Below are 16,279 nucleotides of genomic sequence, written 5' to 3' on the forward strand. Positions count from 1 at the left end.
AAAAAAGTACGCCACTTACTGTGCGTACTTTTTTGATAAATTGTTTAATCAGTAAATACTTGATTATATATTGCCGAAACAGCTTTATCTGACAAATCAGGTTGAATACCTAGCATAATTGAAATTTCACTAGCACCTTGGTTAACCATCTGTAAACTAATGCCTTGTTTACTTAGTGGGGATACAATTTCAGTTAGGGCACCAACACGATTACGCATACCTTCGCCAACAATCATAATGATGCTGTAATTGGGCAGCCATTTCAATGTATCTGGTTTGATTTCTTCAGTAATATCAGCAATCATACCATCAATTTGTTCTTGAACTAATAGCGATTTATCAAAAATAATGGTTAAATCATCAATACCTGATGGCATATGTTCATAAGATACGTTATGACGCTTTAGAATTTCTAATATTTTAAGTGTGAAGCCGACTTCTCGGTTCAAGAGGTAACGATGTAAGTATAATGCTGCAAACCTGTTAGAACTTGCAATCCCGGTTACGGCTTTGGTATGACGTACTTCAGTCGGTGGCACGATGAAAGTACCAGGTTCGTCAGGCGCATTGGTATTTTTAATATTGATGTGAATTCCACCCTGAATGGCTGGAATAATAGCTTCGTCATGGAATACTGCAAATCCAGCATAAGATAATTCTCGCATTTCATCATACGACATATGATGAATCGGTAGAGGATTGGAAATGATGTTAGGATTAACAGCGTAAATAGCACTAACATCTGTGAAGTTTTCATACAAATCTGCATTTAAGCCACGTGCCATAATGGCACCTGTAATATCTGATCCGCCACGAGAAAATGTTGCAATATCGCCACGAGCAGTATACCCAAAGAAACCCGGGATAATCAATCGTTCACTAGTGCTTAAATCCAATTGTGCAATTTTTTGATAACTGCTTGATTCTAGGCTTGCGGACAAAGGTCGATCATTAACAAGTAAACCAGCGTCCTTAGGATCAATAAATTTAGCCGGCATCCCCAAATGTGTGAACACTTTGGCGATTAATTGAGCGTTTAAATATTCACCGTGGGCTGCAAATGCTGCTTTAAGGTAATCAAATGAGCGATAGTGCTTTTGAGACAAATGATCAATTTGAGCATCTATTTGGGTTAGATGCTCATGTGGCATTTGAAAATAATCTGCGATAGCATGATAGCGCTGTTTAATTTCTTGAATGATTTCCTTTGTATCAGTATCATCAATTGTGGCTTGCGCATACTGTAATAATAAGTCAGTGACTTTAATATCATCTTGAAATCGCTTCCCAGGCGCTGATACAACAACAACTTTTCGATCAACATCTGAGTTGATAATATCAAAAACACGCTTTAATTGGGTACCATCAGCAAGAGAGGTACCGCCAAATTTAACAACTTTCATTTTTATTATTCTCCAGTAATTTGTAATCCTAACGGATCGATTTGTAAGACGTGGATGTCACCTGATAAATTTAATTGATTGATAGCTTGGATTAAGGGTGCCACTTTGTCTGCTGTGGTCACAGTAATAGTAGTTGGCCCTGCACCAGACAAGAACGTACCATGAATCGCTAATTGGTGCGCTACTTGTCGGATTTCCTGAAGATGTGGCACCATGGACTGTCGATATACTTCATGGAATTGATCTAGCTCCATAAGCCGACCGGCAGTATTTAAATCATGATGAGTTAATGCTGCAACTAAAGTGTTGGCGATTGCACTAGCTTGCACACTATTTTGAAATGAGAGTGACGCAGGTAAAGCGGCTCTAGCTGTTTCGGTTAACATTTCATAGTGTGGTATAAAAGTAACGAATCGTAAGCTGTGATCAATATCAAATGAGGCATGATACACGGTACTGTTATCATAATAAGCTGCAACTGCACCACCTAATAAAGCAGGGGCAACATTATCAGGATGACCCTCTAATTGTGTTGCTTTTTCTAATATATGCTGGGATGTTAGATTTAATTGTCCTAAAACGTTGGCTAGAGCAATACCAGCTAACAGTGCTGATGAAGAAGAACCAAGACCACGAGCCAATGGAATATCAGAGGTTACTTTAATTTCATGTGGGGGTAGTGATGCGCATATTTTTAACGCAGTTTTGACAATGAAGTTTTGCTCATTGTGGGGGATAGTATCACCATAATCATGGTGAACGTACCATGTATTTGCTGGCTTTATAATATCTAATGTGAGATATAGATTAACAGCGACACCTAATGAATCAAAACCCGGGCCGATATTGGCCGTTGTTGCTGGAACTTTAATACGTATAGTCATGAGAATATTTTGTACTCCGAACGCAGATTAATCCCGTCAGCATTTTTAAGCGTTGTTTTGATGACATTGAGTTGTGCATCACTCGCAGGATGGGTAATGGCAATAAGACGTGCAATACCATTCACAGCTGGGGATTGTTTCAAATCTGTAAAACTAATCTGTGCACTGGCAAATATACCGGTCACTGAGTACATAGCCCCTGGTGTATCCTTTACTTCAATGACAATAAAACGGCGTGCTTTTCTTTGAGATGGTTTGGCTAAAGGTAAATCTTGATTAAATGAATTAAATGGGCGTCCGGAAGTATTGAGGGCTAAATCGGTTGCGACGTTAGTTAAATCACTCAAAACGGAATTAGCTGTTGGTAGTTCGCCGGCACCAGGTCCATATAAGATGATTTCACCAACAGATTCACCATTTACCAAAACGGCGTTATTTTCATTGTGTACAGTAGCTAAAGGATGATCTAGCGGTACCAAATGTGGTGCGACTTCAATGCTGATGGCGTTATCAACGCGTTCAGCAACACCTAATAATTTAATAGCAAAGCCTAATTGGTGTGCATCTTGAATATCGGTGTCCGTTAAATCACTAATACCTTTGATATTGACATCTCCTAGAACGGGTTGTACACCGAACGCGAAGTTAGATAGAATAATCAGTTTATACGCCGCATCAAAGCCCTCAACATCATTAGTTGGATCTGCTTCAGCAAATCCTTTATCTTGGGCAAGTTGTAATGCTTGTGCATATGAAAGGTGGTTGACAGCCATTTGCGTTAAAATAAAGTTACTTGTACCGTTAATAATACCAGCAACACGAGATATTTCGTCAGCGGTAAAGCTACTTGTTAGCGTGCGTAAGATAGGAATACCACCAGCAACAGCTGCTTCATAATATAGGTCAACACCGTTATCATGCGCAATACGGACTAATTCTTGACCATGAATGGCAATTAAATCTTTATTAGCCGTTACAACATGTTTTTTAGCATTTAACGCGCGTTTAATAATGTCGCGCGCTGCATCTATGGAACCCATAACTTCAACGACAATTTCGATGCTATCATTTTCTAATATATCTTTTGGATTATCGGTAATTGGGAAGGTGTTGATAATACCAGATCTTGTTTTATTCACATTATGAACGACAGCATGCTTCACAACCATTTTCGTTCCGGTACGTTTAGCAATTTGTTCTGCATTTTCTTGCAATATTTTGACAACACCTGTGCCTACAGTTCCAAGGCCGAAAAGACCAATTCCGATTTCTGACATATATATTTACGTAATGCTCTAATTGATATAGAACAACTACTCTCCTTGTCTTACTTTGATTTATCTATTAATTTTATCATTTTTGTCTAAAAAAATGAAATCATGTATACTTAAATTATAATAAAATTAAAAGGAATTCTAATAATGAATTATATTTCGACACGTGGTAAAAGTCCATCTGTCAGTGCCAGTCAAGCTATAATCAATGGAATGGCACCAGATGGCGGATTATATGTTCCTGAGAAATGGCCCAATGTTGATCTAGATTGGCAGATATTAGCTCAGCAATCCTATCAACAAATTGCGACACGCATTTTTGGTGCTTTTTTTGATGATTTTTCGAATCAAGAAATCCAAGAAGTCGTTCAGGCAGCCTATGGCCAGCAATGGGATAATCAAGACATTGTGCCTATCCATAGCGAAAAGCATTTGCATTATTTAGAATTGTTTCATGGGCCAACATTAGCGTTCAAGGATATTGCCTTACAAGCGTTGCCACATTTATTAACAATGGCAGCTAAAAAACAACAATTAAAAAATAAACTCGTGATTCTGGCAGCTACATCAGGAGATACTGGTACAGCAGCAATGAGCGGTTTTGGGGATGTGGATCAAACTGAAATCATTGTCTTTTATCCAAAGGTTGGTGTTAGTGATATACAGCGGCAACAAATGGTCAGTGAACAGGCAAAAAATGCGCATGTTATTGCCATTACGGGTAACTTCGATGATGCGCAACAAGCAGTAAAGGCCGCACTGGGTAATCAAGAATTAATGACCCTGTTATCAGGTAATCAATTGCAGTTTTCTTCAGCTAATTCAATCAATATTGGTCGATTAATCCCGCAAATTGTCTATTATATTTACGCTTATGCGCAACTTGTTAAACAACAACAACTTCATGCCGGTGATGAGATAAAAATTGTTGTGCCAACCGGTAACTTTGGTAATGTGCTGGCTGCATTTTATGCGCAACAAATTGGTTTACCAGTTGCCCAGTTTGTCGTTGCATCTAATGAGAATAATGTTTTGACTGATTTTTTCAATACTGGTGTTTACAATAAAAATCGCCAATTTAAAGTCACACACTCACCAGCAATGGATATTTTGGTTTCAAGTAATTTAGAGCGTTTGCTATACTTTGCGAGCGGTCGTAATGCGCAAGAAATTCAAAATTATATGAGTGATCTAACACAAAAAGGCTACTATGAGCTAACAGCAACAACGCGTGAACAGCTTAGTCAGTTCTTAGCTTATGATGCAACGGATACAGAAGTTGATAAAACAATCAGCCAAGTTTTCAAGGCATCTCGTTATTTGCTAGACCCACATACGGCAGTTGGCTACCATGCATTTGAACAGCTTGATGGTCAAATGCCAACCTTATTGGCAGCGACGGCTAGCCCCTATAAGTTCCCTCAAACAGTGATGCAGGCATTAGGTGAGGAAGTGGCTCTAGGAGAGGCAGGATTAACCCAATTATCCACGATAACACATACGAAAATACCGAACCAAGTCCGTGATTTATTCAAAAAACCAATATTACACGATAAAATTATTGATTCTTCGGAAATTTTACAAACATTAGGTGTAACTTTAAAGCTAAAATAGGGTAAAATATTAACATAACCTATTTTGGTAATATAAGGAGAAAGCTACATGTCATATCAGGAACAAGATGCTATTGTTTGGAGTGCTATTCAACAAGAGTCAGCACGTCAAAATCGAACAATTGAACTTATTGCTTCAGAGAATTTCGCATCTCAGGCTGTGCGAGCAGCGCAAGGATCTAGACTTACTAATAAATACGCTGAGGGTTATCCCTATAAGCGTTATTATGGTGGAACTGAGTATGTCGATGTCATTGAACAGACTGCTATGGAGCGTTTGCAGGAGTTATTCGGTGCAGAGTATGTCAATGTTCAACCACATTCTGGTTCTCAAGCTAATGCTGCTGTTTATATGGCTTTCCTAGAGCCTGGTGACAAAATTTTGGGCATGGGGTTGGATGCCGGTGGTCATTTAACCCACGGTGCTAAAGTAAGTTTTTCTGGTAAAATGTATGAATCATTTTCATATGGATTAGATCCTGAAACCGAATTATTGGACTATGATGCCATTTTACAACAAGCAAAAGAAGTACAACCTAAGATGATTGTGGCGGGTGCATCTGCTTATTCACGTATTATTGATTTCAATAAGTTCCGTGAAATTGCTGATGAAGTGGGCGCTTATCTGATGGTTGATATGGCACATATCGCAGGATTGGTTACTGCAGGATTACATCCAAATCCTGTTGGCATTGCTGATGTTGTGACATCTACAACGCATAAGACATTACGTGGCCCACGTGGTGGTATTATTTTATCGCAAGAAAAATATGCTAAAAAAATTAATTCAGCGATTTTCCCTGGATCTCAAGGTGGTCCATTAGAACACGTTATTGCTGCAAAGGCTATTGCATTTGGTGAAGCATTGCAGCCATCATTTAAGGATTACGCTGCTCAAGTGATTCGTAATGCTCAAGCAATGGCTGATGAATTTAACAAGACAGATGATATCCGTGTTGTAACTGGTGGTACAGATAATCATTTGTTCAATCTCGACTTAACACAAACAGGTTTGAACGGTAAGCAGACACAAGAATTGCTTGATTCAGTGTCGATTACGACCAACAAAGAAGCTTTGCCAAATGAAAAGCTTAGCCCATTTGTTACTTCAGGTATTCGTATTGGAACACCAGCTATTACAACGCGTGGGTTTAATGAAGAAGATGCACGTGAAGTTGCGCGCTTGATTGCTGAAGCGATTCACCATGCAGATGATGCTACGGTACTTGCTCAGGTTAAAAAGTCAGCTGAAAAGTTGGCAATGGCACATTTATTTAATTAATCTGCGACGCAAGTGATTATGTCAGAAAAAATGGATAAATCGCAATTACGTGATATACAAAAGCAAAAGATGAAAGCGGTTGTAGGTCATCAACAGCATCATCAAGAGGAAGCTTTGTTGCAGGAAAAGTTATTTCATAGCGACTATTGGCAAAATGCAAAGACAGTTGCCGTTACCTTGAGTTTACCTTGGGAAGTCAATACACAAGCCATTATTACACGGGCTTGGTATGACAATAAAAGCGTTGTGGTTCCCAAAATTTTGAATCACAATATGCATTTTGTACCGTTAACAATGGATACTAAGCTGAAAAAAGGCCAGTTAGCTATTTCAGAGCCAGAACAAGCCGATGCTGTAGCAATTAATACGATTGATCTCGTTATTGTACCAGGCCTGGCCTTTGATCAACGTGGTGCACGTTTGGGTCAGGGGGCTGGATACTATGATCGTTTCTTGTCACAATATACGGGGCATACGATCGCCATTGCGACATCTGAACTTTTTGTAGATCATGTGCCAACCGAATCGCATGACCAATTTGTACAATATGTGATAACTAAAGAAAATAACGCTTAGGCGTTATTTTTTATTTGTATATATCATTCATAAGAGTACTTAATTAAATAAATTAATAATATAGCATTGATACCAAAACAATCATAGCGATAAAATGATAATGTTAGAAAAGCTATCACTTTATATTCCATCAACTGGTATAGATGGTAAACTACTGTTTATAGAATGAATTAAGAGGAGATATAGTATGAACAGTGGTGATTTGGCATGGGTTTTGATTTCTGCTGCATTGGTATGGATTATGACGCCAGGATTAGCTTTGTTTTACGGTGGCTTAGGCGAAAAACGTAATTTATTCCACACAATGTTCGTACCAGTTCTCATCATTGGTATTGCAACAGTTGTTTGGTTTTTAGTCGGTTATTCAATTGCCTTTGGTGGTAAGGGAAATATCATGGGAAACTTCGACCATTTATTTTTTAATAATGTGTCTTTCTCTAAATCAACAAAAGATTTAACCATTCCGGACGGTGCATTTGCATTGTTTCAAGGCATGTTTCCAATAATTACTGCCGCTATTATTACTGGCTCAGTTGTTGGTCGTGTACGTATTAAAGCGCTAATTGTATTTATTACGTTATGGCTGATTGTAATCTATGCACCATTGGCACATATGGTATGGGGAAATGGTTTGCTAGCACAACTTGGCGCGATTGACTTTGCTGGTGGTACAGTAGTTCACATTTCAAGTGGTGTGACTGGTTTGGTGCTTGCTTTGATGATTGGACATCGTCATCAAGATAAACATTTACCAGTACGACCGAGTTACGTTTTGATTGGTGGCGCTTTGTTATGGATTGGTTGGTTTGGTTTTAATGCCGGTTCAGCATTGGCAGCTAATGGCATTGCAGTATTAGCGTTAGTGAATACATGGCTGGCTTCTGCAGCTGCGTTGCTCATGTGGGGAATGGTTGAGTACTTAATGCGTAAGCGTATCACTTTAGCGGGCATTACAAGTGGTGGTATTGCTGGATTAGTGGTTATCACCCCCGCTGCTGGGTTCGTTTCACCGTGGGCAGCTGTGGTAATGGGGTTAATCGGTGGTGTTGTTGGTTTTGCTGGTATTACATTTGTCAAAAATCGTTTCGGCTATGACGATACATTGGATGCTTTTGGTATTCATGGTATTGGCGGTACTGTTGGGGCGCTATTAACTGGTGTATTCGCTGATCAACGCATCGGCGGCGTTGCAGGATTGTTAAACGGGAATATCGCATTGCTTGGTAAACAAATTATTGCGGTACTATTTACTGTGGTACTTGCGGCACTTGGTACTTTTATTTTGGCTAAAATCACGGAAATGATTGCAGCGCCTCTACGCCTTACGCCTGAGGAAGAAGAAAAGGGATACGATATCTTGTTGCACGATATTTTGCAATAAAAGAACAGCATTTGGCTGTTTTTTTTATTAATATAGTTTATGTTAACTTTTAACATGATAGAATAGTATCAGAATACAAAAAGGAAATCGTATGACACAACCACAATTAGGTACTATTATTAAAGCAAATGTTACAGATGAGAATGATAATTTCTTCTTTGCACAATTAGATGGATTCGTCTATGAAATTGACAAAGCAGAATTAGTGAAGCCGCTCAAAATGGGCGGTTTTGTCACTGGATTTGCGTATGAAAATAACCAACATAAATTACAAATTACTAAAAATATGCCACGCGCTCAAAAAGACGTTTACGGCTGGGGTAGTGTTGTTGCTGGTCGCCATGATTTGGGTATATTTGTTGATGTCGGGATCCCCAATAAGGACATTGTGATATCAATGGATGATTTACCTACAATGACTAATTTATGGCCACAAAAAGGTGATCGCTTACTATTGGCGTTGAAAGAGGACAGCAAGGGGCGCCTTTGGGGTGAATTGGCACAGCAAGACATTATTGCCGCCGTTTCTCGACGCGCACCAGAAGGTTTGAATCATAAATCAGTTAAAGCAACTGTGTATCGTAATAAAATAGCAGGGACGTTAGTTGTCACTGAAGACTATTATCTAGGCTTTATTCATCCCTCACAACGTGATGATGAACCAAGACTTGGTGAAGTGGTGAACGCACGTGTCATTGCTGTACGTGATGATGGGTCATTGAATTTATCACTGAAGCCATTAGCGCATGAAACAATGGATGAAGATGCCAAGTTTTTGTTGTTGCAACTACAAAGACGCAGTAATCATTCATTGCCATTTAATGATAAGAGTGATCCAGTTTTGATTAAACGTCAGCTTGGCTTTAGTAAGGGCCAATTTAAACGTGCTTTGGGTAGACTGCTTAAGTTAAGAGTAGTTGAACAAATCGAAGGTGGCATTAAATTAAAAAATGACGAACAATAATTCAGAGAATTATGTGAATGATTATTTGCATTTTATAAGGATTGAACGTGGCTTGTCTGAAAATACCATTACAAGCTATCGGCAAGATTTAAAACAGTTTGTGACGTATCTAGCGCATCAGTCAATTCAACTTGAAAATGTGGATCATGTTACCATCTTATCCTGGTTGAACGTTTTAAAGCAGTCGCATAAGTCAAACAATTCAGTTATTCGTATGGTAACTTCATTACGTAAATTTTTTGGCTATTTGGCGCAAGAAAAATTATTAGCACATAATCCAATGATCCATATTCAACCACCAAAGAAGTCCAGTCACTTACCTGCTGTTTTAAGTGTCGAAGAAATCGACCGTTTATTGCAAGTACCAACACCAGTAAACCCTTTAGGCATACGTAATCGTACTTTGTTAGAAGTTATGTATGCAACAGGTCTTCGAGTCAGTGAACTGGTTAATTTAAGAATGAAAGATTTACATTTGACTCTAGGTTTGATTCAAACCATTGGTAAAGGGGACAAAGAGCGGATTATTCCAATTGGTGAGGTTGCAACAACTTGGTTACAACGTTATTTTGAGACTAGTCGAGATGTACTGCTTAAAGGCCAAGAATCTGACTATGTTTTTTTAAACGACCGTGGTCAGAAAATTAGCCGGCAAGGTATTTGGAAAATTATTAAAAAAATGGTGACTGCAGCTGGTATTACAAAAGATGTATCACCCCATACATTACGTCATTCATTTGCAACGCACATTTTAGAAAATGGTGCTGATTTACGGATTGTTCAAGAATTATTAGGGCATGCCGATATTTCAACGACTCAGATTTATACGCATATTTCGAAGAAGAGATTAAGTGAAGTGTATGACCAAACGCATCCACGTGCTTAATAGAATTTTAGGAAAGACGACATTATGTTAGTAAGAGCTCGAAAAGATAGTGAAAAAACAGTAATGGGCCTGTTGGCATTATTACCTGGTTTAAGAGAAATCGATCATCTTAATGCTGAAATTGCTTGGTATTACAGAGATGATAATCGTCAACTATGGACATGGCGTGATGATGATCATAATCAAGTTCAAGGCGTATTGGGCGTGGAAGTGATTAATCACAAAATTACATTGGTGCGCCACATTTCTTTAACACCAGATTCACGAAAAGCGGCTAATTATTTTGCGATTCTAACAGATTATCAAGTACAATATCGTGATGCTTATTTGATGGGGACACTAGATAATCAAAAACTCATTAATAAGTGGAGAAAAAATTATCAAGAACAACAATCTCACAATTAAAATTTCTGAATTTGAAGGCCCTTTAGATTTATTATTGCACCTAATTCAAAAGTCAGAAATGGATATTTTAGATCTACCTATTGCAGAAATTACCACCCAATATCTTGCATTTATTAAGCAACAAGAAGCAATGGCATTAGACGTGGCAAGTGAGTATTTGGTCATGGCGGCAACATTACTTCGCATTAAATCAGCAGATTTGTTACCACCAGAAATTGAAGATACCACCGTAGATATCATCGATGAAGAATCAATAGACACAAAAGAAGCATTAATGTTGCAATTATTGACTTACCAACAGTTTCAAATTGCTGCAAAAACGCTAGAATATCGCGAACATGCAGAGAAGCAATCCTTCACTCGTGAGCCAGCATTAGTGCCTAGTGATCTATCACCCAATACAGCATTATCTCCAGGATTAACACTGGTTGACTTGCAGCTTGCTTTTTCACAAATTTTATTGCGTAAACAACGAGAAGATCCTATTAGTCGTAGTATTGTGCGTGAACGTTACTCACTTAATGATGCAATGACTTCGGTGACAACAAAGATGAGTCAATTAAGTTCTGGAGAGCGGCTATCATTTAAATCTTTTTTTGTTGATTTGAGTGATCGTGAGATTTTGGTGATGAATTTTTTTGCGTTGCTAGAATTAGTCAAAGAATCACGCTTAATACTGCACCAAGAAATGCCTACAGCAGAAATTTTTATAGAAATTGGAAGTTTTAACGATGAGTAACCAAAGCCAAATCGAAGCCTTGCTATTTGTTGCAGGAGATGAGGGCATCAGTTTTAGTGCAATTAGTAATATTACAGGCTTTACACATCCAGCGATTCAAGGCATTATTGATCATTTAAATGCCAAGTATAGTCAAGATAATAATTGTGCACTTGAATTACATCAAGATGAGGATAGGCTTTATCTGGTAACGAAGCCCGAATTAGGGGGGATTTTAAAAAAATATTTCGAATTACCCGCTAATAATAAATTATCCAAATCTTCTTTAGAGGTTTTAGTTATTATTGCCTATAAACAGCCAATCACTCGAATTGAAATTGAAAATATACGCGGTGTTAAATCGACAAATATTTTACAAAAGCTTTTGACTAAAGAAATGATTCAGGTGGTTGGCCGCAAGGATGAAATTGGTCGACCGATTATGTATGGGACAACATCTGGATTTCTTGATTATTTTGGCTTGAAATCTTTGGATGAATTACCACCTTTAGTAGATTTTGATGCGATTGAGGTGGAATCAGGGGATGCCCCACAACAAATGCTTTTTGATCAAGAAAGTACATTTACCAAACCAAAAAATGAGGAACTTAATCATGTCTGAAATACAAAATGAAGAACGCTTGCAAAAGGTTATTGCGCAAGCAGGTCTTGCTTCACGACGCGGGGCGGAAGCTTTAATCGTTGAGGGCCGTGTGAGTGTTAATGGCCAACAGGTTAAAGAACTAGGAACAAAAGTACGTCGTAGTGATACGGTTGCCGTTGACGGTGTGCCCATCGAGGGGCGTGAACGACTCGTTTATTATTTATTAAATAAGCCACGTGGTGTTGTGACGACGACGCAAGATGAAAAAGGTAGAGCCACTGTTTTAGATATTTTAGATGATGTTAGCCAACGTGTTTATCCAGTAGGGCGTCTAGACTATGACACAACGGGTGCTTTGCTATTGACCAATGACGGCACGATAGCTAATGAACTGATGCACCCAAAATCAAAGGTTGACAAGGTTTATATTGCTAAAGTTAAGGGGATGGCGACTGAGAATGATTTATTACCTTTGAAAAAAGGTGTGATGATTGAGGGGCATAAGACGCAACCAGCACGTGTTAGTGTCGAAAGTGTTGATAAAACTAAGAAAACTAGCATGGTGAAGCTCATTATCCACGAAGGTAAAAATCATCAAGTTAAGAATATGTTAGCTAAGGTCGGCTTCCCAGTTGAAAAACTGAAAAGAGAACAATATGCCTTTTTAGATTTGGTTGGATTACAGCCGGGAGAATATCGTAAGTTAACAAATGCTGAGGTGAGTCGTCTAAAGGCAAAGGATTATAAAAACTATCGTCGTAAGCACTAACCGTTGTTTTTGTTCTGTTCATGTGGTAGTATCATATTAAATTGAATATTTACTTCAGGGTCGGGTGTGATTCCCAACCGGCGGTAATGCATGTTTTCCAATATGACAAGCTCCGCGACTCACAGTGATGTGACCGATTTGGTGAGATTCCAAGGCCGACAGTTAAAGTCTGGTATAAAGAAGTTAAAAATGAAAGTAACTGCTTATTTGTTGTGCCCTGATAAATAGGCAGTTTTTTGAGGATAAAAATATGTCAATTTCACGCACACGGACACAGCGGATTACGTTTATCGCCATCATGAGTACCATATCTTTTTTGCTTATGATATTTCCGCAAATTCCATTAATTCCAGGCGCAGATTTTTTGAAGTTAGATTTTTCAATTATACCTGTTCTGTTAGCTGTATATTGGTTTGATTTTTCAGCAGGATTATTGGTTATTTTATTACGAACAATTTTAAAATTATTATTAAATAACGAAGGCGTCAATACATATTTGGGACTGCCTGTTAATGTGTTAGGTGTTTTGACATTTATCACACTTTTATATCTTATTTTGCCACGGGTAACAGTCAAGTTAAATTATATTCGTGCTATACTTGGCGTCTTGGTTGCAACAGGTGGTTTGGCGATAAGTATGATTATTGTTAATTGGTTTGTGGTCATTCCGCTATATGCACAGTTTGCTCATTTTGATATTCAACAGATATTTGGTGTGGGACACTATTTGATTGCCATTGTTATGCCATTTAATCTGATACAAGGTATTATATGGGGTATTGTTTCGATGACGATTTTATCGAGTACTATGAAAGTTAAGCATATAATTAATAGATGACCAAGACTTTAACACACTAATCGTTCGCCTTATGGTAAACTTTTATGTGAAGTAATTTTATGTGGAGGTCGTTTCAAATGAACGATTATAACCCTAACGACTTGAGTCGAACATCTCGGCGTCAACATCAAAAAGTTGAACCTCATTTTTCAAGAAAAAAAGATCAAGGGTCAGATCAGAATAATAAAAAAATATATGTCCTATTGGTTGCACTATTTTTAGTGGTAATTTCGTTTGTGCCCGTTTACGGTATGATAAAGAACAATCATAGATCAGATGCAACGCCAGCCAGTGTTAAGTCGTCAAGCTCATCAAGTAAGGCTTCATCTTCAACCAGTAGCAAAGCAGACATATCAAAGAGTACTAGTGAAGAGACGAGTACATCAAGTGCGCAAAGCGATGATACTATGGCTTCATCTTCAACCGTGTCAGAAAGCACTGATACCACTACTTCGTCATCCACTGTAGAGTCAGAATCTAGTGCGCAAAGCGACACAACGGCTCAGACAAGTAGTTCAGCAACTAGTAGCGAAGCAAGTCAATCAACAGCAACGGTAGGATCGGGGCAGGGCGCATATCGTGTTGCCACAAATGCAGGTATTTCGGTTTCTGAATTACAACGTCTTAATCCCGGAGTTGATGTGACTAATTTAGCTCCAGGGCAATCATTACGCGTTAAATAAGAGGAGACCCATATTATTATGAATTGGCAAATTGCTATTGATGGGCCAGCTTCAGCTGGAAAATCAACGATTGCAAAAATTTTGGCATCTAATTTAGGTTATATCTATGTAGATACTGGTGCTATGTATCGGACGGTAACATTGGCTGTTAAACGTGCACATATTGATTATAATGATGAATCAAAAGTTATTGAATTACTTGATAAAATTAATATTGATTTTGAACCTGATGTATCTGGACAGCGCGTTTTCTTAAATCATGATGATGTGACAGAAGAGATTCGCTCCAATGAAATTACGAACAACGTGTCACAGGTTGCAGCTTATGCTGATGTTCGTACTGATTTGGTGGAAAGGCAACGCCAATTAGCGCAGGAAGCTAATATTATTATGGACGGCCGTGATATTGGGACGACGGTTTTACCACTTGCTCAAGTCAAGATATTTTTAGTTGCTAGTGTCGATGAACGGGCGCAGCGCCGCTATAAAGAAAATATGGCTAAAGGAATGACAGCCAATTTGGAAACGTTAAAAGCAGACATTGCATTACGTGACTATAAAGACTCGCACCGTGCAATCAGTCCTCTAATTCAAGCTGATGATGCAATATTAGTAGACACAACAGGACACAGCATTGAAGAAGTCGTGACAGAGATTACGGCTATAATTAACGATAGACAAAAGAAATAAAGTATTATCGTCGCGCAAGCGGCTTTTTTACTATGCAAATAGAGTTTAATTTGTTATAGTATACCTATAAGTGTAAATTGCAGGAGGACGATTGACGTCATGAGTGAAACAAACAACGAGCTATTAGCAGCTCTTGAAAGTGCAGATCAAATAAAGGTAGGAGATGTTGTTACAGGCGAAGTTGTTGCCATTGATAATGACAACCAAGCTGTTATTGGTTTGCATACCGGTGAAGAAGGAGTTGTGCCAGCACGTGAGTACTCTGACGATCGTAACATCAATCTGGCCGACGAATTAAAAGTTGGTGACACAGTTGAAGCTGTTGTTATTAACAACGTAACAAGCGATAAAGAAGGCGTTGCATACCTTCTTTCAAAGAAGCGCTTGGATGCACGTAAGGCATGGGAGAACTTAAACTTTGCCGAAGGTGATACAGTGGATGCAAAGGTTGTTAATGCTGTTCGTGGTGGTTTAGTTGTCACGGTTGAAGGTGTGCGTGGATTCGTACCAGCATCAATGGTTGCAGAACGTTTTGTTTCAGATTTGAACCAATTCAAGAATAAAGACATCAAGGCACAGGTTATTGAAATTGATCCAGCCAAGAGTCGTTTGATTCTTTCACGTAAGGCCGTTATTGCACAAGAACATGCTGAAAAGATTGCTGAAGTATTTGGTAAGCTTTCAGTAGGTGAAGTTGTTGAAGGAACAGTAGCACGTTTGGCTGACTTCGGTGCATTTATTGACCTTGGTGGTGTAGACGGTTTGGTTCACGTTTCTGAAATTTCATATGATCGTGTCAAGAACCCAGCTGATGTATTATCACGTGGTGAAAAGGTCAATGTTAAGATTTTGGCATTGGATGAAGAGAAGGGTCGTATTTCTCTATCAATCAAGGCTACTCAACCTGGACCTTGGGATAAAGTTGCTGAAGAAGCACCTGCTGGTACTGTACTTGAAGGTACTGTAAAGCGTGTTAAGGATTTCGGCGCATTCGTTGAAATTTTCCCAGGTATTGAAGGTCTTATCCACGTATCACAAATCTCACACAAGCGTGTTGAAAATCCAGCTGATGTTTTGAAGTCAGGTGATAAGGTTAAGGTACAAGTTTTGGATGTTAAGCCAGCCGAAGAACGTATCTCACTTTCAATGAAGGCATTGGAAGAGAAGCCAGCTCACGAAGAAGAAGACAACGATGGACGTGCATCACGTGCGGATATCGCAGCATATAATCAACAAGATGATGAATCAGGTGCAACACTTGGTGACATCTTTGGTGATAAATTGTAAAATTAAAAAGCTGGCTTGCCAG

General features: G+C 38.7%; 17 protein-coding genes and 1 riboswitch. Of the genes, 14 read left to right on the top strand and 3 right to left on the bottom strand.

The window, feature by feature from the left end; translation table 11 throughout:
* Positions 1-44 precede the first annotated feature (44 nt).
* From C5L23_RS06145 to C5L23_RS06155, 3 genes are read right to left on the bottom strand one after another with little or no spacing between them, the layout of a single operon-like run.
* Positions 45-1,403: an aspartate kinase gene (locus tag C5L23_RS06145; protein WP_010008418.1), complete on the bottom strand. Its 1,359-nt coding sequence runs from the start codon at positions 1,401-1,403 to the stop codon at positions 45-47.
* Positions 1,404-1,408: 5 nt separating this feature from the next.
* The gene (thrB, locus tag C5L23_RS06150) at positions 1,409-2,287 is read right to left on the bottom strand and encodes a homoserine kinase (protein ID WP_010008416.1); all 879 of its coding nucleotides are present in this window, start codon (positions 2,285-2,287) and stop codon (positions 1,409-1,411) included.
* Complete coding sequence (locus C5L23_RS06155) at positions 2,284-3,564, bottom strand: homoserine dehydrogenase (protein ID WP_010008414.1); 1,281 nt, start codon at positions 3,562-3,564, stop codon at positions 2,284-2,286. Before C5L23_RS06155 ends, thrB begins: the two co-directional genes overlap by 4 nt.
* 144 nt (positions 3,565-3,708) lie before the next feature.
* Here C5L23_RS06155 and thrC point away from each other — a divergent pair, with 144 nt between their 5' ends.
* From thrC to rpsA, 14 genes are all read left to right on the top strand, one after another.
* Positions 3,709-5,175 (top strand): threonine synthase, encoded by a 1,467-nt coding sequence (thrC, locus tag C5L23_RS06160; RefSeq protein ID WP_133264447.1) that lies wholly within the window; start codon positions 3,709-3,711, stop codon positions 5,173-5,175.
* Positions 5,176-5,223: 48 nt separating this feature from the next.
* The gene (glyA, locus tag C5L23_RS06165) at positions 5,224-6,456 is read left to right on the top strand and encodes a serine hydroxymethyltransferase (protein WP_133264448.1); all 1,233 of its coding nucleotides are present in this window, start codon (positions 5,224-5,226) and stop codon (positions 6,454-6,456) included.
* An 18-nt stretch (positions 6,457-6,474) separates the two neighbouring features.
* Positions 6,475-7,032 carry a 5-formyltetrahydrofolate cyclo-ligase gene (locus tag C5L23_RS06170; RefSeq protein ID WP_240034428.1) on the top strand — a complete coding sequence of 186 codons (558 nt, stop codon included), beginning with the start codon at positions 6,475-6,477 and terminating at the stop codon, positions 7,030-7,032.
* Positions 7,033-7,219: 187 nt separating this feature from the next.
* Entirely contained in the window at positions 7,220-8,413 is a 1,194-nt protein-coding gene (locus tag C5L23_RS06175; RefSeq protein WP_010008412.1) for an ammonium transporter, read from the top strand.
* 91 nt (positions 8,414-8,504) lie between these two features.
* A complete protein-coding gene (locus tag C5L23_RS06180; RefSeq protein WP_010008411.1) occupies positions 8,505-9,377 on the top strand; it encodes a CvfB family protein in 873 nt (290 codons plus the stop codon).
* A complete protein-coding gene (gene xerD, locus C5L23_RS06185; protein ID WP_133264449.1) occupies positions 9,364-10,263 on the top strand; it encodes a site-specific tyrosine recombinase XerD in 900 nt (299 codons plus the stop codon). The genes C5L23_RS06180 and xerD overlap by 14 nt, the downstream gene beginning before the upstream one ends.
* 24 nt (positions 10,264-10,287) lie before the next feature.
* Positions 10,288-10,668, top strand: a complete 381-nt coding sequence (locus C5L23_RS06190) for a hypothetical protein (protein WP_010008410.1) — start codon at positions 10,288-10,290, stop codon at positions 10,666-10,668.
* Positions 10,625-11,407 (top strand): segregation and condensation protein A, encoded by a 783-nt coding sequence (locus C5L23_RS06195; RefSeq protein WP_275668021.1) that lies wholly within the window; start codon positions 10,625-10,627, stop codon positions 11,405-11,407. The genes C5L23_RS06190 and C5L23_RS06195 overlap by 44 nt, the downstream gene beginning before the upstream one ends.
* Positions 11,400-12,008 carry an SMC-Scp complex subunit ScpB gene (gene scpB, locus C5L23_RS06200; protein WP_133264451.1) on the top strand — a complete coding sequence of 203 codons (609 nt, stop codon included), beginning with the start codon at positions 11,400-11,402 and terminating at the stop codon, positions 12,006-12,008. The genes C5L23_RS06195 and scpB overlap by 8 nt, the downstream gene beginning before the upstream one ends.
* Positions 12,001-12,759 carry a pseudouridine synthase gene (locus C5L23_RS06205; RefSeq protein ID WP_010008406.1) on the top strand — a complete coding sequence of 253 codons (759 nt, stop codon included), beginning with the start codon at positions 12,001-12,003 and terminating at the stop codon, positions 12,757-12,759. The genes scpB and C5L23_RS06205 overlap by 8 nt, the downstream gene beginning before the upstream one ends.
* A gap of 46 nt (positions 12,760-12,805) precedes the next feature.
* A riboswitch (FMN riboswitch) is annotated at positions 12,806-12,948 on the top strand.
* A gap of 61 nt (positions 12,949-13,009) precedes the next feature.
* Positions 13,010-13,597, top strand: coding sequence for an ECF transporter S component (locus C5L23_RS06210; RefSeq protein ID WP_010008405.1), 588 nt, complete (start codon positions 13,010-13,012; stop codon positions 13,595-13,597).
* Between the two features lie 77 nt (positions 13,598-13,674).
* The gene (locus tag C5L23_RS06215; RefSeq protein ID WP_170168014.1) at positions 13,675-14,280 is read left to right on the top strand and encodes a LysM peptidoglycan-binding domain-containing protein; all 606 of its coding nucleotides are present in this window, start codon (positions 13,675-13,677) and stop codon (positions 14,278-14,280) included.
* An 18-nt stretch (positions 14,281-14,298) separates the two neighbouring features.
* The gene (gene cmk, locus C5L23_RS06220; RefSeq protein WP_010008400.1) at positions 14,299-14,970 is read left to right on the top strand and encodes a (d)CMP kinase; all 672 of its coding nucleotides are present in this window, start codon (positions 14,299-14,301) and stop codon (positions 14,968-14,970) included.
* Between the two features lie 99 nt (positions 14,971-15,069).
* Positions 15,070-16,257 carry a 30S ribosomal protein S1 gene (gene rpsA / locus C5L23_RS06225; RefSeq protein WP_010008398.1) on the top strand — a complete coding sequence of 396 codons (1,188 nt, stop codon included), beginning with the start codon at positions 15,070-15,072 and terminating at the stop codon, positions 16,255-16,257.
* Positions 16,258-16,279 lie beyond the last annotated feature (22 nt).

Source organism: Leuconostoc fallax, from assembly GCF_004354645.1.
In the GTDB taxonomy this organism is placed as follows: domain Bacteria; phylum Bacillota; class Bacilli; order Lactobacillales; family Lactobacillaceae; genus Leuconostoc_B; species Leuconostoc_B fallax.